Origin of the sequence: Streptomyces tendae, assembly GCF_008632955.1 — a bacterium.
In the GTDB taxonomy this organism is placed as follows: domain Bacteria; phylum Actinomycetota; class Actinomycetes; order Streptomycetales; family Streptomycetaceae; genus Streptomyces.
Genome location: NZ_CP043959.1, coordinates 6341669 through 6366711 on the forward strand (window position 1 = coordinate 6341669; position 25043 = coordinate 6366711).

General features: G+C 73.6%; 22 protein-coding genes. 8 read left to right on the top strand and 14 right to left on the bottom strand.

The window, feature by feature from the left end:
• Nucleotides 1-125: 125 nt before the first annotated feature.
• From F3L20_RS28985 to rsmI, 6 genes are all read right to left on the bottom strand, one after another.
• Nucleotides 126-1022: a 4-(cytidine 5'-diphospho)-2-C-methyl-D-erythritol kinase gene (locus F3L20_RS28985; protein ID WP_150156804.1), complete on the bottom strand. Its 897-nt coding sequence runs from the start codon at nt 1020-1022 to the stop codon at nt 126-128.
• Complete coding sequence (rsmA, locus tag F3L20_RS28990) at nt 1019-1912, bottom strand: 16S rRNA (adenine(1518)-N(6)/adenine(1519)-N(6))-dimethyltransferase RsmA (protein ID WP_150156805.1); 894 nt, start codon at nt 1910-1912, stop codon at nt 1019-1021. Before rsmA ends, F3L20_RS28985 begins: the two co-directional genes overlap by 4 nt.
• A 101-nt stretch (nt 1913-2013) precedes the next feature.
• Nucleotides 2014-3273, bottom strand: a complete 1260-nt coding sequence (locus F3L20_RS28995; protein WP_150156806.1) for a resuscitation-promoting factor — start codon at nt 3271-3273, stop codon at nt 2014-2016.
• Nucleotides 3274-3388: 115 nt separating this feature from the next.
• The gene (locus F3L20_RS29000; protein ID WP_150156807.1) at nt 3389-4270 is read right to left on the bottom strand and encodes a TatD family hydrolase; all 882 of its coding nucleotides are present in this window, start codon (nt 4268-4270) and stop codon (nt 3389-3391) included.
• A 10-nt stretch (nt 4271-4280) separates the two neighbouring features.
• Nucleotides 4281-4667 (bottom strand): hypothetical protein, encoded by a 387-nt coding sequence (locus F3L20_RS29005; protein WP_150156808.1) that lies wholly within the window; start codon nt 4665-4667, stop codon nt 4281-4283.
• Nucleotides 4668-4849: 182 nt separating this feature from the next.
• On the bottom strand, nt 4850-5716 hold the full coding sequence (gene rsmI, locus F3L20_RS29010; RefSeq protein ID WP_150156809.1) for a 16S rRNA (cytidine(1402)-2'-O)-methyltransferase: 867 nt from the start codon (nt 5714-5716) through the stop codon (nt 4850-4852).
• An 85-nt stretch (nt 5717-5801) separates the two neighbouring features.
• On the opposite strand from rsmI, the gene F3L20_RS29015 reads away from it, so the two are divergent.
• Nucleotides 5802-7547 (top strand): dolichyl-phosphate-mannose--protein mannosyltransferase, encoded by a 1746-nt coding sequence (locus tag F3L20_RS29015; RefSeq protein ID WP_150156810.1) that lies wholly within the window; start codon nt 5802-5804, stop codon nt 7545-7547.
• Between the two features lie 33 nt (nt 7548-7580).
• Here F3L20_RS29015 and F3L20_RS34170 read toward each other — a convergent pair whose 3' ends face one another.
• The gene (locus tag F3L20_RS34170) at nt 7581-7745 is read right to left on the bottom strand and encodes a hypothetical protein (protein ID WP_167534634.1); all 165 of its coding nucleotides are present in this window, start codon (nt 7743-7745) and stop codon (nt 7581-7583) included.
• Nucleotides 7746-8129: 384 nt separating this feature from the next.
• Between F3L20_RS34170 and F3L20_RS29020 the strand changes: the two genes are divergently transcribed.
• Nucleotides 8130-9761 carry a penicillin-binding transpeptidase domain-containing protein gene (locus F3L20_RS29020; RefSeq protein WP_150156811.1) on the top strand — a complete coding sequence of 544 codons (1632 nt, stop codon included), beginning with the start codon at nt 8130-8132 and terminating at the stop codon, nt 9759-9761.
• A 168-nt stretch (nt 9762-9929) separates the two neighbouring features.
• Nucleotides 9930-11558: a penicillin-binding transpeptidase domain-containing protein gene (locus tag F3L20_RS29025; protein WP_382686635.1), complete on the top strand. Its 1629-nt coding sequence runs from the start codon at nt 9930-9932 to the stop codon at nt 11556-11558.
• Between the two features lie 325 nt (nt 11559-11883).
• Here F3L20_RS29025 and F3L20_RS29030 read toward each other — a convergent pair whose 3' ends face one another.
• Entirely contained in the window at nt 11884-12246 is a 363-nt protein-coding gene (locus F3L20_RS29030) for an SsgA family sporulation/cell division regulator (protein WP_150156813.1), read from the bottom strand.
• A 190-nt stretch (nt 12247-12436) separates the two neighbouring features.
• On the opposite strand from F3L20_RS29030, the gene F3L20_RS29035 reads away from it, so the two are divergent.
• From F3L20_RS29035 to F3L20_RS29050, 4 genes are all read left to right on the top strand, one after another.
• Entirely contained in the window at nt 12437-13534 is a 1098-nt protein-coding gene (locus tag F3L20_RS29035; protein WP_150156814.1) for an energy-coupling factor ABC transporter permease, read from the top strand.
• 1 nt (nt 13535) lies between these two features.
• Complete coding sequence (gene cbiQ / locus F3L20_RS29040; RefSeq protein WP_145826893.1) at nt 13536-14297, top strand: cobalt ECF transporter T component CbiQ; 762 nt, start codon at nt 13536-13538, stop codon at nt 14295-14297.
• On the top strand, nt 14285-15055 hold the full coding sequence (locus tag F3L20_RS29045; protein ID WP_150156815.1) for an energy-coupling factor ABC transporter ATP-binding protein: 771 nt from the start codon (nt 14285-14287) through the stop codon (nt 15053-15055). The genes cbiQ and F3L20_RS29045 overlap by 13 nt, the downstream gene beginning before the upstream one ends.
• A gap of 84 nt (nt 15056-15139) precedes the next feature.
• On the top strand, nt 15140-16306 hold the full coding sequence (locus F3L20_RS29050; protein WP_150156816.1) for a serine hydrolase domain-containing protein: 1167 nt from the start codon (nt 15140-15142) through the stop codon (nt 16304-16306).
• A 15-nt stretch (nt 16307-16321) separates the two neighbouring features.
• On the opposite strand, the gene F3L20_RS29055 is transcribed toward F3L20_RS29050, so the two are convergent.
• The 5 genes from F3L20_RS29055 to F3L20_RS29075 form a co-directional block, all read right to left on the bottom strand.
• Complete coding sequence (locus F3L20_RS29055; protein ID WP_150156817.1) at nt 16322-16597, bottom strand: DUF1876 domain-containing protein; 276 nt, start codon at nt 16595-16597, stop codon at nt 16322-16324.
• Nucleotides 16598-16680: 83 nt separating this feature from the next.
• Nucleotides 16681-17526 carry an EamA family transporter gene (locus F3L20_RS29060; RefSeq protein WP_150156818.1) on the bottom strand — a complete coding sequence of 282 codons (846 nt, stop codon included), beginning with the start codon at nt 17524-17526 and terminating at the stop codon, nt 16681-16683.
• Between the two features lie 100 nt (nt 17527-17626).
• Nucleotides 17627-18139 (bottom strand): YbaK/EbsC family protein, encoded by a 513-nt coding sequence (locus tag F3L20_RS29065; RefSeq protein WP_150156819.1) that lies wholly within the window; start codon nt 18137-18139, stop codon nt 17627-17629.
• Nucleotides 18140-18334: 195 nt separating this feature from the next.
• Nucleotides 18335-20551: an MMPL family transporter gene (locus tag F3L20_RS29070; protein WP_150156820.1), complete on the bottom strand. Its 2217-nt coding sequence runs from the start codon at nt 20549-20551 to the stop codon at nt 18335-18337.
• 145 nt (nt 20552-20696) lie between these two features.
• The gene (locus F3L20_RS29075) at nt 20697-21299 is read right to left on the bottom strand and encodes a TetR/AcrR family transcriptional regulator (RefSeq protein ID WP_150156821.1); all 603 of its coding nucleotides are present in this window, start codon (nt 21297-21299) and stop codon (nt 20697-20699) included.
• Nucleotides 21300-21474: 175 nt separating this feature from the next.
• Between F3L20_RS29075 and F3L20_RS29080 the strand changes: the two genes are divergently transcribed.
• The gene (locus F3L20_RS29080) at nt 21475-24726 is read left to right on the top strand and encodes a S41 family peptidase (RefSeq protein ID WP_150156822.1); all 3252 of its coding nucleotides are present in this window, start codon (nt 21475-21477) and stop codon (nt 24724-24726) included.
• 84 nt (nt 24727-24810) lie between these two features.
• Here the strand turns inward: F3L20_RS29080 and F3L20_RS29085 are convergent, their stop codons facing one another.
• Nucleotides 24811-24993 (bottom strand): hypothetical protein, encoded by a 183-nt coding sequence (locus F3L20_RS29085; protein ID WP_145826884.1) that lies wholly within the window; start codon nt 24991-24993, stop codon nt 24811-24813.
• Nucleotides 24994-25043: the final 50 nt, after the last annotated feature.

Genomic DNA, 25043 nt, shown 5'->3' on the forward strand with positions numbered 1-25043 from the left:
CCTGCCGGGGGGCGCCCGGGACGCGAGAAGACGGTCACCCTTTGTGATGACCTGACCGGGATCGGGCGGCAACCCCGCCGCCATCGACATCGGACTGAGCGCCGTCGGCTCGTGTCCCTGAGGTCTCAGAGGACGGTCGCCCCCGGGACCGGGCCCGGGGCCGTGCGGGCGGTGCGGGAGGTGGCCAGGGGGCGGAGTTCGGCGGCGATCTTCTCGGCCGCCTGCTCGTCGCGGGCCAGGAAGGCCGTGGTCGGGCCCGAGCCGGAGACCAGGGCGGCGAGCGCTCCCGCCGCACGGCCGGCCGCGAGGGTGTCCGTCAGCTCCGGGAAGAGGGAGAGGGCCGCCGGCTGGAGGTCGTTGGTGACGGTGGCGGCGAGGGCGTCCGGGTCACCCTCGGCCAGGGCGTCGAGCAGGGGCTGCGACGCCACCGGATCCGGGATGTCCCGTCCCTCGGCGAGCCGGTCGAACTCGCGGAAGACCGCGGGCGTGGACAGCCCCCGGGTGGCCGTCACGAACACCCAGTGGAAGGTGCCGCCGACCTCCAGCTCCGTCAGCTTCTCACCCCGCCCGGTGCCGAGCGCCGCCCCGCCGACCAGGCTGAACGGCACGTCGCTGCCCAGCTCGGCGCAGATGTCGAGGAGCTCCTCGCGTCCGGCGCCGGTCCCCCACAGCGCGTCGCAGGCCAGCAGCGCGGCGGCGCCGTCCGCGCTGCCGCCGGCCATGCCGCCGGCGACGGGGATGTCCTTGGTGATGTGCAGGTGGACGTCCGGCGTGCGGCCGTACCGCTCGGCGAGGGCCAGGGCGGCGCGCGCGGCGAGGTTGGTGCGGTCGAGGGGGACCTGGGCGGCGTCGGGTCCGTCGCAGGTGATGCGCAGTCCGTCCGGCGACGGGGTGGCGGTCACCTCGTCGTACAGGCCGACCGCGAGGAAGACGTTGGCCAGCTCGTGGAAGCCGTCGGGGCGGGCCGCGCCGACGGCGAGCTGGACGTTGACCTTGGCGGGGACGCGGACGGTGACGCTCACTGCTGACCGGCCTCCGTGTCGGACGCGTGCCGCGGCCCGTGCTCGGCGATGCGGGCGAACTCCTCGACGGTCAGCGACTCGCCCCGCGCCTGCGGCGAGACACCTGCCGCGACCAGCGCGGTCTCGGCGGCGGCGGCCGAGCCGGCCCATCCGGCGAGCGCGGCGCGCAGCGTCTTGCGGCGCTGTGCGAAGGCCGCGTCGACGACGGCGAACACCTCACGCCGGGTGGCGGTGGTCTTCGGCGGCTCCGCGCGCCGCACCAGCGACACCAGCCCGCTGTCGACGTTCGGCGCGGGCCAGAAGACGGTGCGGCCGATGGCTCCGGCCCGCTTCACCTCGGCGTACCAGTTGGCCTTGACCGAGGGGACGCCGTAGACCTTCGAACCGGGGGCGGCGGCGAGCCGGTCGGCGACCTCGGACTGCACCATCACCAGGGTGCGCTCGATGCTCGGGAAGGTCTCGAGCATGTGCAGCAGCACCGGGACGGCGACGTTGTACGGCAGGTTGGCGACCAGGGCGGTCGGGGCGGGCCCGGGCAGCTCGGCGACGTGCATGGCGTCGGAGTGGACCAGCGCGAACCGGTCGGCGCGCTCCGGCATGCGGGCGGCGACGGTGGCGGGCAGCGCGCCGGCCAGCACGTCGTCGATCTCGACGGCGGTGACCCGGTCGGCGGCCTCCAGCAGAGCCAGGGTGAGCGAGCCGAGCCCGGGGCCGACCTCGACGACCACGTCGTCGGGGCGGACCTCGGCGGTGCGCACGATACGGCGGACCGTGTTGGCGTCGATGACGAAGTTCTGGCCGCGCTGCTTGGTGGGCCGTACGCCGAGGGCGGCCGCCAGTTCACGGACGTCGGCGGGGCCCAGGAGGGCGTCGGGGGTGGGGCTGGTCACGGGACAAGGGTACGGGGCGTGCGGGTCCGCCCCGGTCACCCCGGGTGCCGGCCGGCGCCCCGGCGGTGCGGGGGCGCCGGACCGCCACCCCCGCACTGCCGTCAGCCCTCCAGCCGGGTACCGCAGTGCGGCCAGGCCGCGGCGCCGCTGCGGATGTACAGCTTCTTGGCGCGGTACGTCTGCTCGGCGGCGGGCGCGTCCTGGGGCCGGCCGGTGCCGCCGAGATCCTGCCAGGTGCGGGTGTCGAGCTGGTACAGCCCGCCGTAGGTTCCCGAGGGGTCCGTCGCGTCGGGCCGGCCGCCGGACTCGCACCGCGCCAGCGCGTCCCAGTCCAGCGCGTCCGCGCCCCGCACCGACGACGGCACCGGCCGCGTGCCGACCCGTACCCGCCGCGGCAGCGGGTCGCGCACCACCTCCGTGCCCAGCAGCCGCGGCTTCTGCCGGACCCCGTTGACGGTGCGCTGCGCGTAGGTGAGGCGGCGCAGGCCCTGCCGTCCCGGGCGGTCGACGACCTCCGCGCCCCGGGTGAGCGCCGGGTCCTCGACGCGCACCTCGGTGAACGGGATCGCCTCGTCGCGGACCTCCGTGCCGTCGGTGATGCGCAGCACGGTGACGGTCTGGCCGTCGCGCGGGAAGCTCCCGGGGGCGACGGAGGTGGTGTCCCGGCCGCGCAGGGTGATCCCGGCCTGCGTCACGGCCTCGCGCACGGTCGCGGCGTTGGTGCGGACCGTGCGGGCCCGTCCGTCGGCCAGCACGGTCACCGCGCGTTCGGTGCGGACGTCCAGGGCGAGCCCCGCCGGTCCGATGCGCCGGCCGGGCGGCACCGACATCCGGGCGCCGGACACCCGCACGCCGATCCGCTCCAGCGCCTCGCGCACCGTCTCGGCGGTCGTCCACACCTCCTGGCGGGTGCCGTCGAGGGTGAGCAGCAGGGGGCGGGCGTGGAGCACCTCGATCGCGTCGCCGTCCTCCAGGGCGGTGCCGGGCGCGGGCACGATCTCGTCGTACGGCCCGGTGCGCACGCCCTCCTCCGCGAGGAGCGCGGTGACGTCGTCGGCGAAGGTGTGCAGGGTGCGGGGCCGGCCGTCGACGTTCAGCTCGACGGCCTTGTCCTCGGCCACGAAGGCGGTGGTGCCGCCCGCGAGGAACGCGACGACCAGTGCCCTGGGCAGCAGCCGGCGGGCGGCGTCGGCCCGCTCGGCGTACCGGCCGGGGCGCCGGTGCGCGGACCGCCGGGGCGGCGCGGGGGCGGGCGCGCGGCGGGGCAGGGCGGGCACGGTCTCCGCCTCGTGGATCCCGCCGCACACGGCATGCGTCGGGCACGTCTTCTCGTACGTCTCGAACCGCAGGGTGGTGCTCACGCCGACACGCTCCAGGGCTGGCCAGGGGGTCCCGATGGGGCTCCCAGAACCTAGCCGAGCGCCGGTGACTCTCCCAAGCGACACGACTACGGAACGTGCGCGATGTGCGGGGTCGTCAGTAGCCGAAGGCGCGGGCGGTGTTGGCGCCCAGCGCCGTGGCCAGGGTGTCCTCGTCGACGCCCCGGACGGCGGCCATGGCACGCACCGTGACCGGCACCAGGTAGGGGGCGTTGGGCCGCCCGCGGTAGGGCACCGGCGTGAGGAACGGCGCGTCGGTCTCGACCAGGACCAGCTCCGGCGGGGCGACGGCGAGGGCGTCCCGCAGGTTCTGCGCGTTCTTGAAGGTCACGTTGCCGGCGAAAGACATGTAGTAGCCGGCGCGGGCGCAGACCTCCGCCATCTCCGCGTCGCCGGAGTAGCAGTGGAAGACGGTGCGCTCGGGGGCACCTTCTTCCTTGAGCACGCGCAGCACGTCGGCGTGGGCGTCGCGGTCGTGGATCACCAGGGTCTTGCCGTGCCGCTTGGCGATCTCGATGTGGGCGCGGAAGGACCGCTCCTGGGCCTCCTTGCCCTCCTCGCCGGTGCGGAAGTGGTCGAGGCCCGTCTCGCCGACGCCCTTGACCTGCGGCAGCGCGGCCAGCCGGTCGATCTCGGCGAGCGCCTCGTCCAGCGCCGCGTCCCCGCCCGCCTCACGGGCCCCCTGCCGCGACCACCCGTCGGGGTCCCCGAGCACGATCCGCGGGGCCTCGTTCGGGTGCAGCGCGACCGTCGCGTGGACCGCGTCGTACGCCGCTGCCGTGTCCGCCGCCCACCGGGACCCCTTGAGGTCGCAGCCGACCTGCACCACGGTCGTCACCCCCACCGACGCGGCCTTGGCGAGGGCCTCCTCGACCGTGCCGGACTGCATGTCGAGGTGGGTGTGGGAGTCCGCGACCGGTACCCGCAGGGGCTTCGGGAGCGGCGGTGCGGCGTTCTTGTCGGGGTCGTTGGCAGGCATGCCTCCGATCCTACGGAAGCGGCGCGGGACCCTCCGGGGTGTCCAGCGGAAGCGGCGCGGGACCCGCCGGTGTCCAGGGGGCCTCGACCGGCCCCGCGGCGGGCACCCGGCGCTCGCGGTGGGCGGCGTCGCGGGCGGAGTCGACCCGGCCCGGGCGCAGGATCCGTACGAGATGCCCGTCGCAGCTGTGACAGGTGGGCCGGTTCAGCGGGGAGGGCACGATCCGGCCGTCCGCCACGTACAGCACGAAGGTCCGGCCGTCGCCGTCGACGTGGTGCTCTATCTCGTACGACTGCTCCCAGCCGTATCCGCAGCGCATGCAGGCGAACGCGTATGCCTCGGTGACCACGGCGGTGGCGCCCGCGCGCAGTCCGCCCTGTCCGGAGATCTCGGTCATGCCGGCTCCCGTCGGTCCGCTGACGGGACGGACCCGCGTCCGCCCCCACCGACCAGTGGACTCCTCGCGGACCGTGAACACACGGGCGGCGACGCAGTATTGGCGCCGATTTGGCCGTGGATTACCACAATGCCCCGAGCTCTTTGCCAACGCCCGGGTTCGCGCGGCGCCGGCGCCCGGTGTCAGCGCTTCCCGGGGTCCCGGCCGTCGGCGTTCTTGGCCGCGACGACCGCGTCGAACACCTGCCGCTTGGGCAGCCCGGCCTCCGCCGCGACCGCCGCGATGGCCTCCTTGCGCCGCTCCCCCGCCTCCTCGCGCACCCGCACCCGGCGCACCAGCTCGGCGTCGTCGGTCTCCTCGGGGCCCTTCTCCGGCGCGCCCTCGACGACCACGGTGATCTCCCCGCGCACGCCGTCGGCCGCCCACGCCGCCAGCTCGGCGAGCGGCCCGCGTTTGATCTCCTCGTAGGTCTTGGTCAGCTCCCGGCAGACGGCGGCCCGGCGCTCGCCGCCGAACACCTCGGCCATCGCGGCGAGGGTGTCGTCGAGGCGGTGCGGGGCCTCGAAGTAGACGAGGGTGCGGCGCTCGTCCGCGACCTCCCGCAGCCGTCCCAGCCGCTCGCCGGCCTTGCGGGGCAGGAACCCCTCGAAGCAGAAGCGGTCCACCGGCAGCCCGGACAGGGCGAGTGCGGTGAGCACGGCGGACGGTCCCGGCACCGCGGTGACCTTGACGTCCCGCTCGACGGCCGCGGCGACCAGCCGGTAGCCGGGGTCGGACACGGACGGCATGCCCGCGTCCGTCACCAGCAGCACGCGCGCACCGCCCACCAGCTCCTCGACCAGTTCGGGCGTCCGCGCGGACTCGTTGCCCTCGAAGTACGACACCACCCGGCCCTTGGGCGTGACGCCGAGCGCCTGGGTCAGCCGGCGCAGCCGCCGGGTGTCCTCGGCGGCGACGACGTCGGCGCCGGCGAGTTCTTCGGCGAGCCGGGGCGGCGCGTCGGAGATGTCGCCGATGGGGGTGCCTGCGAGTACGAGGGTTCCGGTCACCCGCCCATCCTCCCAGGAGGCGACGGAGGCGGGGCATACCGCCCATGCGCGGGACTCACACAGCGCCGTTCCCTACGATGGCGCGGTGACCAGTACCGCGTCCTCCACGGACACCCGGCAGGAGCAGCCGCCGCACGAGCAACGGCAGACGTGGCAGCAGCGGCTGCGGCGTTTCGGCTACCGGACGTCCGGCCCCAGAGGCGACGTCCGCGACCGCCTGGTCCCGCCGTACACCGAGCCGTCGGGCCGGCTGTGGAAGACGCTCGGCGTGCCGCCGGTGCTCGCCGACCGCCTCGTCCGCTGGTCGGGGTGGGGCGGCCCGCTGCTGGTGACGCTGGTTGCGGGCGTGCTGCGCTTCTGGAACCTGGGTCACCCCAAGGCGGTGATATTCGACGAGACGTACTACGCCAAGGACGCGTGGGCGCTCGTCCACCGCGGCTTCGAGGTCAACTGGGACAAGGAGGTCAACCGCCTCGTCCTGGACTCGGGCGGCAACGTCCCGATCCCCACGGACGCGGCCTACGTGGTCCATCCGCCGGTCGGCAAGTACGTCATCGGACTGGGCGAGCTGATCTTCGGCTTCGACCCGTTCGGCTGGCGTTTCATGACGGCGCTGCTCGGCACGCTGTCCGTGCTGATGCTGTGCCGGATCGGGCGGCGGCTGTTCCGCTCCACGTTCCTCGGCTGCCTCGCGGGCGCGCTGATGGCGGTGGACGGGCTGCACTTCGTGATGAGCCGCACCGCGCTGCTCGACGGCGTGCTGATGTTCTTCGTGCTGGCGGCCTTCGGCTGCCTGCTGATCGACCGGGACAAGGCCCGCGCGAAACTGGCGGCGGCGCTGCCGGTGGGGCCGGACGGGCGGGCGCGCCCGGACGCGGGGATCGCCGGGAGCGTGCGGATCGGCTTCCGTCCCTGGCGTCTCGCGGCCGGCCTGATGCTGGGCCTGGCCATCGGCACCAAGTGGAACGGGCTGTACATCATGGCCGCGTTCTGTGTGATGTCCGTGCTGTGGGACGTCGGCGCGCGCCGGGTGGCGGGCGCCGCCCGGCCCCGGCTGACCGTGCTGAAGCGGGACCTGGGCTGGGCGTTCCTGTCGACCGTGCCGGTGGCGGTGCTCACCTACTTCGCGTCCTGGATCGGCTGGCTCCTCTCGCCGTCCGACGGCAGCGGCGGCTACTACCGCGACTGGGCGACCCGCGACGGGCGGCGCAGCGACTGGTCGTGGCTGTTCCCCGACTGGTGGCGCAGCCTGTGGCACTACGAGAACCAGGTGTACGACTTCCACGTCGGCCTGTCCTCGCCGCACACGTACGAGTCCAACCCGTGGAGCTGGATCGTCACCGGCCGGCCGGTGTCGTACTTCTACGAGTCACCGGCGCCCGGTGTGGACGGCTGCCCCACGGACGCGGGTGAGAAGTGCGCGCAGGAGGTGCTGGCCATCGGCACCCCGATGCTGTGGTGGGTGGGCTGTCTGGCCCTGCTGTACGTGCTGTGGCGCTGGTTCTTCCGCCGCGACTGGCGGGCGGGCGCGATCGCCTGCGGCATCGCCGCGGGTTACGCCCCCTGGTTCCTGTACCAGGAGCGGACGATCTTCTACTTCTACGCGATCGTCTTCCTGCCGTTCCTGTGCCTGGCGGTGGCGATGCTGCTGGGCGCGGTCGTCGGCCCGCGCCGCTCGACCGACACCCGCCGCGTGGCGGGCGCGACGGCGGCGGGCGTGGTGACCCTCCTGATCATCTGGAACTTCATCTACTTCTGGCCGATCTACACGGGCACGCCCATCCCGATCGACGACTGGCGATCACGGATGTGGCTGGACACGTGGGTCTAGTGGGCGGGGGCCCGGGGCGACGGCCCCCGGCCCTCAACCGCCGTAACGGCCGCGCAGCTCCTCGGTGACGCGTGCCATCAGCCCGGCCGGCTCCTCCGGCGGCGCCTTCGTCAGCGGGCATCCCGTCCGGGGGTCGTAGGCGGTCAGGCCGGTCTCCTTCTCGACGAGGGCCGCGAGGGCGGTGACCTGCGCGAGCACGACCGCGGCGGAGTCCCCGCATACCAGTAGGGCACGGTCATGCTCCGTCGACCGGCGCCGGCGGCGTGCCGAGAAGCCGGCCCAGGTCTGCGCCACCTGCTTCGTGCAGCTCCCCGCGACGGGCGTCTGCGACGCGTGCGGCTGATTCCGGCGTCCGGCCGGCGTCCCGAAGGTGCCGTTCGGCCGCCATGACCCGTTCTCGGCCAGGGGGCCGTCGGCGTGCGGAGGGGACGACACCGGGGACCTCGTCGGGGAGGGTCTCTTTGGGACAACGATCGGTTTCGCAGGTCCCGTTGGGCGCGGGCAGCGCATAGAGTTCAGGGCGCGCCGGGCTTTTGAACACGTTCAGAAGGCGTGGGGTCCGGCCGGGGGAGGGATCGCCCGATGGGCAAGGGGGTCAAGGTCGCCGTCGTCGGCGGCATATTCGCCGTGATGGTCGGCGGAGCCGGGTACGGGGCGTACAACATCGTCTCGGCGCTGGACGGTGGCGGGGGCGGCGGCTCGGGGGCGGCGGACACGCCGAAGTCGGGGCCGCCGGACAAGGACGAGGTCCGCGAGACCACCGAGGCGTTCTTCGGCGCCTGGGAGAAGGGGCAGCCGGCCGAGGCCGCCTCGTACACGAACAACGCGCAGGAGGCCGGCGCGCTGCTGACCGCGTACGGCGCGGAGGCGCGGATCGGCCGGGTCGCCATCACGCCGGGCGCCCCGCGCGGCACCGTCGTGCCGTTCACCGTGAAGGCGACCGTCTCCCTCGACGGCGCCTCGAAGCCGCTGCGGTACACCAGCAGCGTGACCGTCGTGCGCGGACAGACCACCGGGCGGGCGCTGGTCGACTGGAAGCCGTCCGTCGTGCACCCGGACCTGCGGGACGGCGACACCCTCGTCACCGGCGAGTCCGCACAGCCGCCCATCGAGGCGGTGGACCGCGACGGCACCGTGCTGACGAAGGAGAAGTACCCCTCCCTCGGCCCCGTGCTGGACACCCTGCGGCAGAAGTACGGCGACAAGGCGGGCGGCACCTCCGCCGTCGAGCTGTCGATCCGGCACCCCGACGAGGAGGCGGACACCCCGCTGCTCACCCTCGCCGAGGGCAAGGCGGGCAAGCTGCGCACCACGCTCAGCGCCGGGGTGCAGGCGGCGGCCGAGAAGGCGGTGAAGGCGTACCCCGAGTCCTCGGTGGTGGCCGTGAAGCCCAGTACGGGCGAGGTGCTGGCGGTGGCCAACCACCGCGACGACGGCTTCAACGCGGCGTTCCAGGGCCAGGTCGCCCCCGGCTCCACCATGAAGATCATCACCGCCGCGATGCTCATCGACAACGGCGTGACCTCCATGAACGGCCCCGCGCCCTGCACGGACACCGCCACCTGGCAGAGCCAGACCTTCAAGAACCTCACCGGCATGGAGCCCAACGAGGGCGCCAGCCTCGCCAACAGCTTCCTGCGCTCCTGCAACACGGCGTTCATCAAGCTGATCGACGAGAAGCCGATCAGCGACGACTCGCTCACCCAGGAGGCGCAGGAGCGGTTCGGCCTCGGCCGGGACGACTGGAAGACCGGCATCGCCTCCTTCGACGGCAGCGTGCCGGCCTCCGGTGGCCCGGACCGTGCGGCGAACGCCATCGGCCAGGGCCAGGTGCAGATGAACCCGCTGAACATGGCGTCCGTGACGGCCACCGCCATCACCGGCACCTTCCGCCAGCCGTACCTGGTCTCCCCCGACCTCGACGGCCGGGAGCTGGCGCAGGCCAAGGGCCTGTCGGCCGACACCGCCGCGCAGCTCAAGGAGATGATGCGGCTCACCGCCACCCAGGGCACCGGCCAGCCCGCGATGTCGGGTCTGGGCGGGGACATCGGCGCCAAGACCGGTTCCGCGGAGGTCGACGGCAAGGCCACCTCGGACAGCTGGTTCACCGGTTTCCGCAACGATGTCGCGGCGGCCGCCATGGCTCAGCAGGGCGGCCACGGCGGCGACGCGGCCGGCCCGATTGTCGCAGCCGTGCTACGAGCGGCCAGCTGAGCGCACCGCCCGGCCGGCGGGACTTTAGGGTGGGGGCCGACCTCGGCGTACCCGCGCCGAGGGGGCCTTGACTCGAATGAGAGCCACGCGGGCCGCGGGGGGCCGGGGCGGGCGACGGAGGAACGAACAGCAGTGGGGACCAGAGGGCGCGCCGCGGACCGGCGAAGGATGAAGCCGGCCGTGCTCGGCGCAGCGATAGTCGTGGTCGCGGGCGGTGCCGGTTTCGGCGCGTACGCACTCGTCGGCGGGGCCGGGGAGGACGGCAAGGGTCAGGCGTCCACGCAGGCGGAGGCCGTCAAGACCGGGCCGCTGTCGGCCGGCGAGGTCACCACCGCGGCCCGGAACTTCCTCACCGCCTGGCAGGCGGGCAGGGTCGGCCAGGCCGCCGCCGCGACCGACGACCCGCGGGCCGCCACGGCGCTGCTCACCTCGTACGCCAAGGACGCCCGCGTCCGGAACCTCGCCCTCACCCCGGGCGCGCCCGCCGGGGGGACGGTCACCTTCTCCGTCAAGGGCACGGTGTCCTACGAGCAGCTGACGAAGCCGCTGGCCTACGACAGCACGCTGACCGTGGTGCGCCGGGCCGGGGACGGAGAGCCGCGCGTCGACTGGCGGCCGTCGGTGCTGCACCCGGAGCTGAGGGCGGGCGACAAGCTGGTCACCGGCGAGGCGGGCACCCCGCCGGTCAAGGCGCTGGACCGCGACGGCGGCGAGCTGACCACCGCGAAGTACCCCTCCCTCGGCTCCGTGCTGGACGGGCTGCGCGAGAAGTACGGCGACAAGGCGGGCGGCAAGGCCGGCGTCGAGCTGCGCGTGGTGCGCGGCGAGGAGTCGAAGAAGGCGGAGCTGTCGGACACGACCCTGCTGGCCCTGAGCGAGGGCACGCCTGGCACGGTGAAGACCACGCTGAACCCGTCCCTCCAGGCCGCCGCCGAGGCGCAGGTGGCGAAGAAGCAGAAGGCGTCGGTGGTGGTGCTGCGCGCCTCGACCGGCGAGATACTCGCGGTGGCGAACTCCTCGCGCGGCTTCAACGTCGCCTTCCAGGGGTCGCTGGCCCCGGGCTCCACCATGAAGGTGATCACCTCCTCGATGCTGATCGAGAAGGGCCTGGCGTCCGCCGACGAGAAGCACCCGTGCCCCAAGTACTTCAGCTACGGCGGCTGGAAGTTCCAGAACGACGACAAGTTCCAGATCAAGGACGGCACGTTCAAGGCGAGCTTCGCCCGCTCCTGCAACACCGCCTTCATCAGCCAGGCCCCCGAGCTGGAGGACGACGACCTGACCAAGCAGGCGCAGGACGTGTTCGGGCTGGGGAAGAACGACTGGCAGGTCGGGGTGCCGACGTTCGACGGCTCGGTGCCGGTGCAGTCCAAGGCCCCGATGGCCGCGTCCCTGATCGGCCAGGGCGGGGTGCGGATGAACCCGCTGAACATGGCGTCGGTGTCGGCGACGGTCAAGGCGGGGGTGTTCCACCAGCCGTACCTGGTGTCGCCGGAGGTCGACGGGCGGCAGCTGGCGAAGGCCCCGCGCACGCTGTCCGCGGACACGCTCGCGCAGCTGCGGGACCTGATGTCGTACACCGCGTCGGCCGGCACCGCCGCGGAGGCGATGGCCGGCGTGGGCGGTGACCGGGGCGCCAAGACGGGGTCGGCGGAGGTCGACAACCAGAAGAAGCCCAACGGCTGGTTCACCGCGTACGCCGGTGACCTGGCGGCGGCGGGTGTGGTGCAGGCCGGCGGACACGGCGGCTCGACGGCGGGCCCGATCGTGGCGGCCCTGCTGAAGGCGGGCGGCTGAGCGGAGCCGCGGGGCCGATGCGGGACCCCGGCCGGGGGGAGCCTCGGTACTCGGTGCGGGTCGGTGAGCGGAGCCCCGGGCTCCATGCGGGACCAGCTGGCACGGCTCAGCCCGCCCGGTGAGCGAAGCCACGGCGCTCAGCGCGGGACCGGCCGGGAAGCCACGGAGGCTCAGGGCGGCCGGTAAGCGGAGCCCCTGGCTCGGTACGGGACCGGCCGGGCGAAGCCACGGTGTTCGGTGTGGGGCCGGCGGGGCGGCGGCGCACGGCCCAGCGCGGGCCGGAGAGCGGAGCCGCGGTGCGATACCAACCCGGCGGAGCCGCGGCTCAGTGCGGGACCGGCTGGGCCGTCGGCACGTGGGTGAGGCGCAGGAAGCGGGAGAGGGTCTTCGTCTCGAACTCCACCACCGAGACGCCCTGCGGGGTGTGGAACTCCACCACCGCCTGCACCCGGCCGCAGGGCCACACCCGTATGCCGGCCTGTTCCTCGGGCGCGGTCAGGCCGCGTTCCAGGAGGTCCCGTTCGATGACCCACTCGCGGGGCAGCGTCCCGGGCAGGCCGACGCGCACGTGTCCGGGGTCGGTCTCGGGGTCGTACCGCAGCACCACGGGGACCGCCCCGCGGTTCTCCAGGAGGGGATCCGCATCCGTCACGATGTGGACTCGCGCGTACTGCTCGATCACGGACATCGGTGGGCCCCTTTACGCTGCGTCACACGCCGTCAAAGGCATACAAGGCGACTACCCACCCCCGTCCCATCCTGCACCCAAACTGGAATCCGCGCTTCCGAGCGGCGGCCGGCACAGATGAGGTAGGGCGGAAGTAAAACAAGTCACTCGCTCTTGCGAAAGGTTCGCAACAGGCCACATCATCGAGTCCGTGCACGCACCTGACGGATTCATCGACGCCCCCGTGTCCGCCGCGGCCGGCCTCCTCGCCGCCGGCGCGATCGCCGTGAGCCTGCGAGGCGCGCGCCGCGAGCTGGACGAAACCTCGCGCCCGGGCGCGGCCGGGGCCGGGGCGGAGCGCACCGCACCGCTGGCCGGGCTGGTGGCGGCGTTCATCTTCGCCGTGCAGATGCTGAACTTCCCGGTGGCCGCCGGCACCAGCGGCCACCTCCTCGGCGGCGCCCTCGCCGCGATCCTCGTGGGCCCGTACACCGGTGTGCTCTGCGTGTCCGTCGTGCTGCTGATGCAGGCCGTGCTGTTCGCCGACGGCGGCCTGACCGCGCTCGGCGTGAACATCACCACGATGGCGATCACCACGACCCTGGTCGCCTACGCCCTGTTCCGCGTCCTGGTGAAGGTGCTGCCGCGCACCCGCCGCTCGGTGACCGCCGCGTCCTTCGTCGCCGCCCTGGTCTCCGTCCCCGCGTCCGCCGTGGTCTTCACGCTGCTGTTCGCGGTCGGCGGCACCACCGACGTGTCCCTCGGCAAGGTCGCCGGCGCCATGGTGGGCGTGCACGTGCTCATCGGCCTCGGCGAGGCCGTCATCACCGCGCTGACCGTCGGCGCGGTCGTCGCCGTCCGCCCGGACCTGGTGCACGGGGCGCGCGGACTGCGGCAGAAGCTGAAGCTGCGGGTGGACGGCGAGCTGGTCGACGCCCCGGACACCGGCGCGGAGCCCGCCCCGGCCACCGCGCGGTCCCCGCGCAAGGTGTGGATCGCCGGCCTGGTCACCTCGCTGGTGCTCGCCGGGTTCGTCAGCTTCTACGCCTCGGCCGACCCCGACGGCCTGGAGAAGGTCGCCGCCGACCACGGCATCGACAAGCAGGCCGAGGAGCACACCGCCGCCGACTCCCCGCTCGCCGACTACGGTGTGAAGGACGTCGACGACGCCCGCCTCTCCGGAGGTCTCGCGGGCGTGATCGGCGTCGGCGTGACGGTGGTGGCGGGCACCGGCGTCTTCTGGGCGGTCCGCCGGCGCCGCACCGAGGAGGAGGCCGAGGCCACCTCCCCCACCGGCACGAGCGTCTGACGTGGGCGCGGGCCACACCCACCGGCTCTACCGGCACGGGCACTCCGCCGTGCACGCCCTGCCGCCGCACACCAAGATCGCCGCGGTCCTGGCCTTCGTGGTGGTGGTCGTGTCCACGCCGCGCGAGGCGATGTGGGCGTTCGCGGGGTACGCCGTGCTGCTCGCCGCCGTCGCGTACGCGGCGCGCGTCCCGGCGGGCTTCCTGCTGAAGCGGCTGCTGATCGAGGTGCCGTTCGTCGCCTTCGCGGTGCTGCTGCCGTTCGTCGCCGAGGGCGAGCGGGTCGACGTGCTCGGGCTCTCGCTCAGCGTGAACGGCCTGTGGGGCGCCTGGAACGTGCTGGCCAAGGGCACCCTGGGCGTCGCCGCCTCGGTGCTGCTCGCCGCCACCACCGAACTGCGCGAACTGCTGCTCGGTCTGCAGCGGCTGCGGCTGCCGTCGCTGCTGGTGCAGATCGCGTCCTTCATGGTCCGCTACGGCGACGTCATCACCGACGAGATGCGCCGGATGCGGATCGCCCGCGAGTCCCGGGGCTTCGAGGCGCGCGGGGTGCGGCACTGGGGGGTGCTCGCCAAGTCGGCGGGCGCGCTGTTCATCCGCTCCTACGAACGCGGCGAACGCGTCCACCTGGCGATGGTGAGCCGCGGCTACACCGGGTCGATGCCGGTGATCGACGAGGTGGCCGCGTCCCGGGCGCAGTGGTCGTACGCCCTGACCCTCCCGTGCGCCGCCCTCGTCGTGTGTCTGCTGGGATGGACCCTGTGAGTACTGCTTCCCTGGAGGTCTCCGGCCTCGCCTTCGCCTACCCCGACGGCCATCAGGCCCTGTTCGGCGTGGACTTCACCATCGCGCGCGGTGAGCGGGTGGCGCTGCTGGGGCCGAACGGCGCCGGCAAGACCACCCTCGTCCTGCACCTCAACGGCATCCTCAGCGGCGGCACCGGCACGGTGCGGGTGGCCGGCCTGGAGGTCGGCAGGCGGCACATGGCGGAGATCCGGCGCCGGGTCGGCATCGTCTTCCAGGACCCGGACGACCAGTTGTTCATGCCGACCGTGCGGGAGGACGTGGCGTTCGGGCCCGCGGCGGCCGGGCTGAAGGGGCCCGAGCTGGAGGCGCGGGTGGACCGGGCGCTGGAGCGGGTCGGCATGGCCGGCTTCAAGGACCGCCCGCCGCACCACCTCTCCTTCGGGCAGCGGCGCCGGGTGGCCGTGGCGACCGTCCTCGCGATGGAGCCGGAGATCCTCGTCCTGGACGAGCCGTCCTCCAACCTCGACCCCGCCTCCCGCCGCGAACTGGCCGACATCCTGCGCTCGTTGGACGTCACCGTCCTGATGGTCACGCACGACCTGCCGTACGCGCTCGAGCTGTGCCCGCGCGCGCTGGTCCTCAGCGACGGGGTGATCGCGGCGGACGGCGCCACCGGCGACCTGCTCGCCGACGACGACCTGATGCGCGCGCACCGGCTGGAGCTGCCGTACGGCTTCGACCCGCGCTCCGTGCCCGCGCCGCCCGGCCGCGGGTGACGGGCGCGCCGCACCCCGGAATCGCCGGCGCACCGGCGTGGTTGCACCCACTGTCGCAGGCGAGTGGAAGGGAACGACAGGAACGTGGACGTCGACGTGCACGGCGCAGTGGCCGAGGGCTTCGAGCCGGTCCGGGAGGCGTTCGCCCGAAACTTCGAGCGGCTCGGGGAGCGGGGCGCGGCACTCGCCGTGTACCGGGACGGGCACCGGGTCGTGGACCTGTGGGGCGGGACGAAGGACGTCGACGGCACCGCACCCTGGCAGCGGGACACCGCCCAGGTCGTGCGGTCGGCCACCAAGGGCGTCGCCGCCGCCGTGCTGCTGATGCTGCACGAGCGCGGTCTGCTGGACCTGGACGCGCCGGTCGGCCGCCTCTGGCCGGAGTTCAAGGCGCACGGCAAGGAGGGCCTGCTGGTCCGGCACGTCCTCGGCCACCGCGCGGGGCTCCCGGTGCTGGACCGCCCGTTGAGCTTCGCGGAGGCCACCGACCCGCGGCGGGCCGCCGAGGCGCTCGCCGCCCAGGCGCCGGTGTGGGAGCCGGGCACGGACCACGGCTACCACGCGCTGACCTACGGCTGGCTGGTGGACGAACTGGTGCGCCGGGTGACCGGCCGGGGCACCGGCGAGTGGATCGCCGCCGAGATCGCCGCCCCGCTGGGTCTCGACCTGTGGGTGGGGCTGCCGGACGCCGAGGCGCACCGCGTCGGGCGGGCCGGGAAGGTCGAAGGGCCCGAGCCGTCGGGGGCGCTGCGCGCCCGGCCCAAGCGCGCGGTCACCGCCGCCTACGCCGACCCGACCTCCCTCACCCGCCGCGCCTTCGCCGCGATCGAGCCCTCCCCGGACCACAACGACCCGGCGTTCCGTTCGGCGGCCCTGCCCGCCGCGAACGGCATCGCGACCGCGGACGGGCTGGCCCGCTTCTACGCGTCACTGATCGGCCCGGTCGACGGCACCCGCCTGCTGGAGGCAGCCACCGTGGAGCGCGCCCGCGCCGAGGAGTCGGCGGGCCCCGACCGGGTCCTGGTGGTGGGCACCCGCTTCGGGCTCGGCTACATGCTGCACGGCAGCGCCTCCCCCTTCCTGGCCCCGGGATCCTTCGGTCACCCCGGCCGCGGCGGCTCCCTCGGCTTCGCCGACCCGGAGTCCGGCCTCGCCCTCGGCTACGTCACCAACGGCTTCCGCAGGACGGTGACGGCGGACCCCAGGGCCCAGGCACTGATCCGCGCCGTACGGGAGTGCCTCGGCGCGTAGGGCCCGCCGGGGTTCCTACACGTGGATCGGGTGCGAGGTGCGGCCGGACGCGTCGTCGATCTCGCCGTGTGCCTTGGTGAGCATCTGCATGGCGAGTTCGTTCAGCGCCCTGGCGCCGGCGATCTCCTCCCCGACCCGTGGCTGATTGGAGTCGGTGTAGTGCCGCGACGCGTGTCCGTGCGCCCGCACCTCGGAGCCGTCGGGCAGCCGGACCAGCGCGACCGCGCGGGTGTGCTGCTCGTCCTCCGTGAACTCCATCTCCACGTGCCATCCCACTGCGGTGTGCATCATGACGGATCACCTCCGGATTCCTCTCGTTCCAGGGTGCGCCTCGCCCCGTCCCCGTGCACCCGGCCCGGGGCCGCGCCGGGCGCCTACGCGGCGTGCAGCATCAGCCCGATGCCCACCACCAGCAGCCCGGCCGCGGCGACGCGCGGCGCGCCGAACCGCTCCTTGAAGAACACCGCCCCGATCACCGCGCCCACGATGATCGACGACTCGCGCAGCGCCGCGACCGGGGCGAGCGGTGCCCGGGTCTGCGCCCACAGGACCAGGGCGTAGGCGAGGACGGACAGCGCGGCGCCGAGCAGGCCGAGCCGGGCGTGCGGCCGCATCCTCGCGACCGCCTCGCCGCGCAGCCGCACCAGGGCGTACGCGGGGATGACCGTGCCCTGGACCGCCATCAGCCACGCGATGTACCCGGTCGACGAGCCGGAGGCGCGGACGCCGAGACCGTCGACGACGGTGTACACGGCGATGGTGAGCCCGGTCGCCAGGGCCGCGCCGACGGCCGCCCAGTCGGGCCGCCGGCCGCGCAGCCCCCACACGGCGACCCCGGTCAGGCCCGCGCAGGAGACGACGATCCCGGCGGCGGCCCACGGGTCGGGCACCTCGTGCGCGAACACGGCGGCCAGCACGGTGACGACGAGCGGCGCGCTGCCCCGGGCCAGCGGGTAGGCCTGTCCGAAGTCGCCCAGCCGGAACGACGTCATCAGCAGCGCGTAGTACAGGATGTGCACGGCCGCCGAGCCGAGCAGGTACGGCCACGCCCCGGCCGCCGGGAACGGCACGAACGGGGCGGCGGCCAGCCCGATCAGCAGCCCTCCGCCGGAGATCAGCGCGAACCCGACGAGCTTGTCGGTGATCCGGTGCGCGAGCGCGTTCCAGCCGGCGTGGGTGACCGCGGCGAACAGCACCGCCACGGCGACCAACGGCGTCACGCGGTGCGCTCGCGCGGGAGCCCGGGCGGGTCGTCCACGTCGGGCACCGCTCCACCGTCCACGGCACCTGAGCGCACGGCCGCCGCACCGAACCGGGGCGTCACGCGGTGCGCTCGCGTACGTCCGTGAGGGTCGCGCCGGCGTGGGCGATCAACGTCTTGGGTTCCATCGGGAAGACGGTGTACGGGGTGCCGGCCGCCGCCCACACGGTGGCGTGGCCGAGCAGCGAGCGGTCGGCGAGGACCCGGGTCGTGGTGCGGTGGCCGAAGGGCGGAACGCCGCCGATGGCGTACCCGGTGCTCTCGCGGACGACGTCGGCCCTGGCGCGGGTGACCCGGCCGGCGCCGAGCTCCTCGCGGACCCGCTCGACGTCGACGCGGGAGGCGCCGTCCATGAGCACCAGCACGGGCACCCCGTCGGCGGCGAAGATCAGGGACTTGCAGATCTGGCTGAGCTCGCAGCCGATCGCGGCTGCGGCCTCGGCGGCGGTGCGGGTGGCCTCGGGGAAGCGGCGGACCTGGCCGATCACGTCCGCGAGGCCCAGGTCCCGCAGGGCCTCGGCGAAGCGGGGATGGGCTCCGGAGCCCTCGGCGTCGGTGGCGGAGGTGGTCATGCGAGGCACGCTAGCGGTCGGTGCACAGGCCACGCGACCTCGTTCCGTGAGCCGGACGGCGGGCCGGACGGGGGCCCGGCGAGCGGCCGGACGAGGGAGGCCCGGCGAGCGGGCCGGACACAGGGGACGAGGAAGCCGGTGAGGGCGCCCCGTCCCCACGGAGCCCTCACCGGCTGGTCGTGACCGTCCGGGCGGTCAGGCCCGGACGAGTTCCTTGTCCTCGTCGTCCTTGCCCGCCGTGCCGCCGTGCGCGGCGAGGCTCTCACCCTCGACGTCCACGTTGGGCAGGGCACGGTCCAGCCACTTCGGCAGCCACCAGGCCTTGTCGCCGAGCAGCGCCAGGACGGCCGGAACGATCGCCATGCGGACCACGAACGCGTCGAAGAGGACGGCGATCGCGAGGCCGAAGCCGATCATCTTGACCATGGAGTCGCTGGCCCCGATGAACCCGGAGAACACCGCGATCATGATGACCGCCGCGGCGGTCACCACCCGGGCGCTGTACCGGAACCCGGTGACCACGGCCTGGGACGGCTTCTCGCCGTGGACGTGGGCCTCCCGGATGCGGGTCACAAGGAACACCTCGTAGTCCATGGCCAGTCCGAAGACCACGCCGACCATGAAGATCGGCATCATCGACATGATCGGACCGGTCTCCTCGACGCCCATCAGGCCGGACAGCCAGCCCCACTGGTAGACCGCGACGACCGCGCCGAGGGCCGCCAGCACCGAGAGCAGGAAGCCGAGGGCCGCCTTCAGCGGGACCAGGATCGAGCGGAAAACGACGATCAGCAGCAGGAACGCGAGCCCCACCACCAGCACCAGGTACGGCACCAGCGCGTCGTTGAGCTTCTGCGAGACGTCGATGTTCATCGCCGTGGCCCCGGTGACCAGGACGTCGGCGCCGCTGTCGGCCCTGATGTCCGCACCGGCGGCGCGGATGTCGTGCACCAGGTCCTCGGTGGTGGCCGAGGAGGGCTTGGCGTCCGGGACGACGGTGATGGTCGCGGTGTCGCCGGCCTTGTTGGGGGCCGCGGGGGCGACGTTCACGACGTTGTCGAGGGCCTTGATCTCGTCGCCGGCCTGCCGGAAGACGGCCTGCGGGTCCTCGCTGCCCTGGGCGTCGACCACGACCACCAGCGGGCCGTTGAAACCCGGGCCGAAGCCCTCGGAGAGCAGGTCGTAGGCGCGGCGCTGGGTGGTGGACGTCGGCTGGGAGCCGTCGTCGGGCAGGCCCAGTTCCAGGGAGCCGGCCGGGACCGCGGCGGCGCCGAGGCCGACGATGCCGAGCAGCAGCACGGCCAGCGGACGGCGGACGACGAAGCTCGCCCAGCGGGTGCCCATGTTGGGGCGTCCCGTCTTGTTCTTGGCACGGCCGCCGCCGAGCAGCTTGCTCTTCTCGCCCGCGGCGGGGATGCGGCGCCCGGCGTAGCCGAGCACGGCCGGGATGAGGGTGAGGGCGATCAGGACGGCGACGGCGACGGTGCCGGCGGCGGCGATGCCCATCTTCGTCAGCATCGGGATGTTGACGACGGAGAGGCCCACCAGAGCGATCACGACGGTCAGGCCGGCGAAGACCACCGCGGAACCGGCGGTGCCCACGGCCCGGCCGGCCGCTTCCTCGCGTTCGCGGCCCTCGGCGAGTTCGGCGCGGTAGCGGGAGACCACGAACAGGGCGTAGTCGATGCCGACCGCGAGACCGATCATCGAGGCCAGGATGGAGGTGGTGGAGCCCAGGTCGAGCGTGCTCGCCAGCGCGGTGATGGTCGCGACGCCGATGCCGACGCCGACGATCGCGGTGAGCAGCGGCAGTCCGGCGGCGAGCAGCGAGCCGAGTGTGATGACGAGGACGACCGCGGCGACACCGATGCCGATGATCTCGGCGGAGCCCGTCTCCGGAACGGCCTGGAGGGCGTCACCGCCGATCTCGACGGCCAGCCCGGCGTCGCGGGCGTCCTCGGCGGCGGCCTTCAGGGCCTCGCGGGTCGGCTCCTCCAGCTCCATGCCGGGGACCTTGTAGGTCACCGAGGCGTAGGCGACGGAGCCGTCCTGGCTGACGCCGCCGGTCTCGTAGGGATCGGTGATCCGGGCAACCTCGGAACCGCCGGAAAGCTCGTCGACGGTCTCCCGGACCGTCGTCCTGTTCCCGGGGTCGGTCATCTTCTCGCCGTCCGGCGCCTTGAAGACGACGCGTGCGGTCGCCCCGTCGGCGCTGGAGCCGGGGAATCGTTCCTCCAGCAGGTCGAAGGCCTTCTGGGCCTCGGTGCCGGGGATGGAGAAGGAGGAGTTGCCGGCCGCGGGTGCGCCGGCCGCGCCGGCGCCCGCGAGCGCCAGCAGCGCCACCCAGAAGAGGGCGACGACGTGCCGTTTCCGGAAGGAGAACCGGCCGAGTCGGTACAGGAATGTGGCCACGAGGGCGTGCTCCCGGTCAGGTCGTGGTGGGTTCGGGGCAGGGGTTATCAGCCCGACGACGCTGGGGGTACCGCCCACGCCCTTCAGGCGGTGGGGGAGGTTACGTCAGGGTGGCTGAACTGTGGGTTGTCAGGGGGTTGGGCTGTCAGTGGGCTGGGGCGACGCCGAGGGCGGGGAGCACCACGGCGTCGATGTACGACGTGAGGAACTTCTGCGTGGGTGGCCGGTCGTCGATCAGGGTCCGGGTCGCGAACGCCCCGACGAGCATGTGCACGATGTACTCCAGCGCCGGGTTGTCGGCGCGGACCTCTCCCCGGTCGACCGCCCGGTCGACGATCCGGCGGAACTCCTCGATCTCCGGTTCCACCAGCAGCTCCCGGAAGGCCTGCCGGAGGTCGTCGTTCTGGTGCACCGCCATGGCGAGGGCCCGCATGAGGGCGACGTTCTGCGCCATGACGCAGTCGTCCTCGCGGCCGATGATCGTGTGCAGGTCACCCCGCAGGGTCCCGGTGTCCACCTCGGCGATGCCGCCCGGCTTCTGGCTGCGCATCGCCCGGACCACCAGCTCGGCCTTGCCACCCCACTGCCGGTAGAGCGTGGCCTTGCTGGACCGGGTGCGGGCGGCCACGGCGTCCATGGTGAGGGCGTCGTAGCCGACCTCACGGAGCAGTTCGAGCACGGCGCCGTACAGCTCGGCCTCGCGTTCGGGGGTGATCCGGCTGCGACGTGACGTCGCGATGTCACTCATGCCGACCACCTTTCCGCTCCGGGTCCCACCGCGTCAAAGAAACGACACGGTTTCGTACAAGACGACGATACAACTCACGAGTATCGAAACGAAACCGTTTCGTACGTGGTCTGCGTCACGGTTGTCGGTTCCGCATAAGTTGCTGCGGTCCGTCCCCCGGAAAAGCATGGGGAGGGTGACTTACCTGCGTCTGCCGCACCTCAAGGACGACCTGCTGTGCTTCGTCGCGGAGGACGACCTCTGGCTCGCCCCGCTCGACGGACCGGGCCGCGCCTGGCGGCTCACCGTCGACCGCACCAAGCTCGGCCACCCCCGCTTCTCCCCCGACGGCCGCCACATCGCGTACACCAGCTGGCGCACCCTGGACCCGGAGGTGCACCTGGTGCCGGCGGACGGCGGACCCGGGCGGCGCCTGACGTACTGGGGCAGCTCCGACACCCGGGTGTGCGGCTGGGCCCCGCCCCACGAGGACGGCCACGCCGAGATCCTCGCCGTCACCTCGCACGGCGAGCCCTTCTCGTACTTCACCTGGGCCTACAAGCTGGGCCTGGACGGCAGCCCCGGACGCAAGCTGCCGTGGGGCCCGGTGTCCGACATCCAGGTCGCCGACCTCGCGGGCGAGCGCAAATCCCTGCTGCTCACCGGCACCCCGCCGCACGAACCGGCGTCCTGGAAGCGCTACCGGGGCGGCGCCACCGGCAGGCTCTGGCTGCACGGGCACCGGCTGCTCGACGGCCTCGACGGCCATCTGCACTCCCCCATGTTCGTCGGCGGACGGATCGCCTTCCTCTCCGACCACGAGGGCATCGGCAACCTCTACTCCTGCGCCCACGACGGCACCGACCTGCGCCGCCACACCGACCACGACTCCTTCTACGCCCGGCACGCCGCCACCGACGGCACCCGCGTCGTCTACCAGTGCGCGGGCGACCTGTGGATCGTGGACGACCTCTCCCCCGGTTCCGCCCCGCGCCGGCTCGACGTGCGGCTGAGCGGTCCGCGCTCCGGCCGGCGCCCCTACCAGGTGCCCACCGCGCAGCACCTGGACGGCCTCTCCGTCGACGAGACCGGCCGCGCCAGCGCCGTCGTCGTACGCGGCAGCCTGTACTGGCTCACCCACCGCGACGGGCCCGCCCGCACCCTGACCGACACCCCGGGCGTGCGGGTCCGGCTGCCGGAGATGCTCGGCGCCGGCGGCCAGGTCGCGTACGTCACCGACGCCGAGGGCGAGGACGCCGTGGAGATCGCCTCGCTGCCCCGGGCCACCGGCCACCGCGTCCACCGGCGGCTGGCCGCGGGCAGGCTGGGCCGGGTGCTGGAGATGGTGGCCGACCCCGAGGGGCAGCGGCTCGCCGTCGCCGCGCACGACGGCCGGCTGCTGCTGGTGGACACCGACGAGGCGACGGACGGGACGGCGGGCGAGGTCACCGAGCTGATCCACTCCGGCAACGGCCCCGTGCGCGACCTCGCCTTCTCGCCCGACGGCGCCTGGCTGGCCTGGTCCCACCCGGTGATCGGACGCTCCCTGCGGCAGATCAAACTCGCGCGCATCAAGGACCGGCTGGTCCTCGACGTCACAGGCGGCCGCTTCGAGGACGAGAACCCGGTCTTCACCCGGGACGGCCGCTACCTGGCCTTCCTGTCGTGGCGCGGCTTCGACCCGGTGTACGACGTGCACACCGGGGACCTGTCCTTCCCGCTGGGCTGCCGCCCGTACCTGGTCCCGCTGTCCTCGGCGACACCCTCGCCGTTCGCGCTGAGTCCCGAGGGCCGTCCCGCGGCGGGCGGTCTCGACCCGCTGGAGCAGGAGGAGAGCGAGGAGGGCGGCACGGTCACCGTGGAGGCGGAGGGCCTGGAGAGCAGGGTCAGCCCCTTCCCGGTGGCCGCGTCCAAGTACTCCGGGCTGTACCCGGTCGCGGGCTGCGGGCTGGTGTGGCTGCGCTGGCCGATCTCCGGGGCGCTCGGCGAGACGTTCGCCAACCCCGACGACACCAGCGGACGCCCCACCCTGGAGCACTTCGGCATCCCCAAGGCCAAGAAGTCCGAACTCGTCGCCCACCTCGACTGTTTCGCGGTCAGCGGGGACGGTTCCCGGCTGGTCGTGGTGGACGAGGGCGAGCTGCGCGCGGTGCCCGCCACGGAGCCGGGTGACGGCGACTCCACGGTGTGGATCGACCTGCGCCGCATCAAGCACGAGGCCGAACCGGCCGCCGAGTGGCGCCAGGCGTACGAGGAGGCGGGGCGGCTGATCCGCGCCTACTTCTGGGAGCCGGACATGTGCGGCATCGACTGGGACGGGGTGCTGGAGCAGTACCGCCCGCTGGTCGAACGGGTCGCCTCACCCGACGAGTTCGCCGACCTGCTGCGCGAGGTGCTCGGCGAACTGGGCACCTCGCACGCCTACGTGACCGCCGCCCGCCGCAACGAGGGTCCCCCGCACTACCAGCGCCGCCAGGGCCTGCTCGGCGCCAACCTGGTGCCGCGCGAGGCCGGCTGGACGGTGAAGCGGATCCTGCCCGGCGACTCCTCCGACTCCCGCGCCCGCTCCCCGCTGGCCGGCGCCGGCATCCGCGAGGGCGCGGTGCTCACCCACGTCGACGGGCGCCCCGTGGACCCGGTCGCCGGCCCCTACCCGCTGCTCGCGGCGGCGGGCGGCACGACCGTGGAGCTCACCTTCGTGCCCGACGGCGAGGGCCCGCCCCGGCGGGTCGCGGTCGTCCCGCTGATCGACGAGACGCCCCTGCGCTACCAGGACTGGGTCGCCAAACGGCGTGCCGTGGTCCGGGAGTTGAGCGGCGGACGGTGCGGCTACCTGCACATCCCCGACATGGGCGGCTCCGGCTGGGCGCAGTTCAACCGGGACGTGCGCATGGAGATGTCACGGCCCGCGCTCATCGTCGACGTGCGCGGCAACGCCGGCGGGCACATCAGCGAACTGGTGGTGGAGAAGCTGACCCGCACCATCATCGGCTGGGACCTCACCCGTGACGCCCAGCCCGTGTCGTACGCCTCGAACGCGCCGCGCGGACCGGTCGTCGCCCTGGCCGACGAGGCGACCAGCTCCGACGGCGACATGATCACCGCCGCGTTCAAGCTGCTGAAGCTGGGGCCGGTGGTCGGGCAGCGCACCTGGGGCGGGGTGGTCGGCATGACCGGCCGGCACCGGCTCGGGGACGGCACGGTGATCACGGTGCCGATGAACGCGGCCTGGTTCGACGCGTACGGCTGGTCCGTGGAGAACCGGGGTGTCGACCCCGACCTGGAGGCGCTGCGCACGCCGCTGGACTGGGCCGAGGGCCGGCACGCGGTCCTGGACGACGCCGTGACGCTCGCCCTGAACCTGCTGGAGGCCGAACCGCCGGCCTCGCCGCCGGGCTACGGCGACGTGCCCGACCGTTCGCGCCCGAAGCTGCCGCCGCGGACGTGAGGAAGGGGTGCCCCCTTCGCCAGGGGCACCCCTTCCCACCCGCGCTCAGCGCGTGGGCACCTCAGTGCCCGGTGGTGCCGACCGTCAGACCTCGTGGTCCTGGTCGAAACGCTCCTCCGACTCGCGGCGACGCTGCGGGTCCGCCGCCTCGTCGTCCCGACGGCGGTTGCGGTTCTGCTGCAGCTGCTCCTTGCCCTGCTGGGCGCGCTGCTTGGCCTGCTGCTGGAACTGGCCGGCCTTCTCCTGCATCTGGTCCTTCATACCCATGTGGGTTCACTCCCGTGTGGGGTGGGGGAACTTGCCCCATCAGATTCACA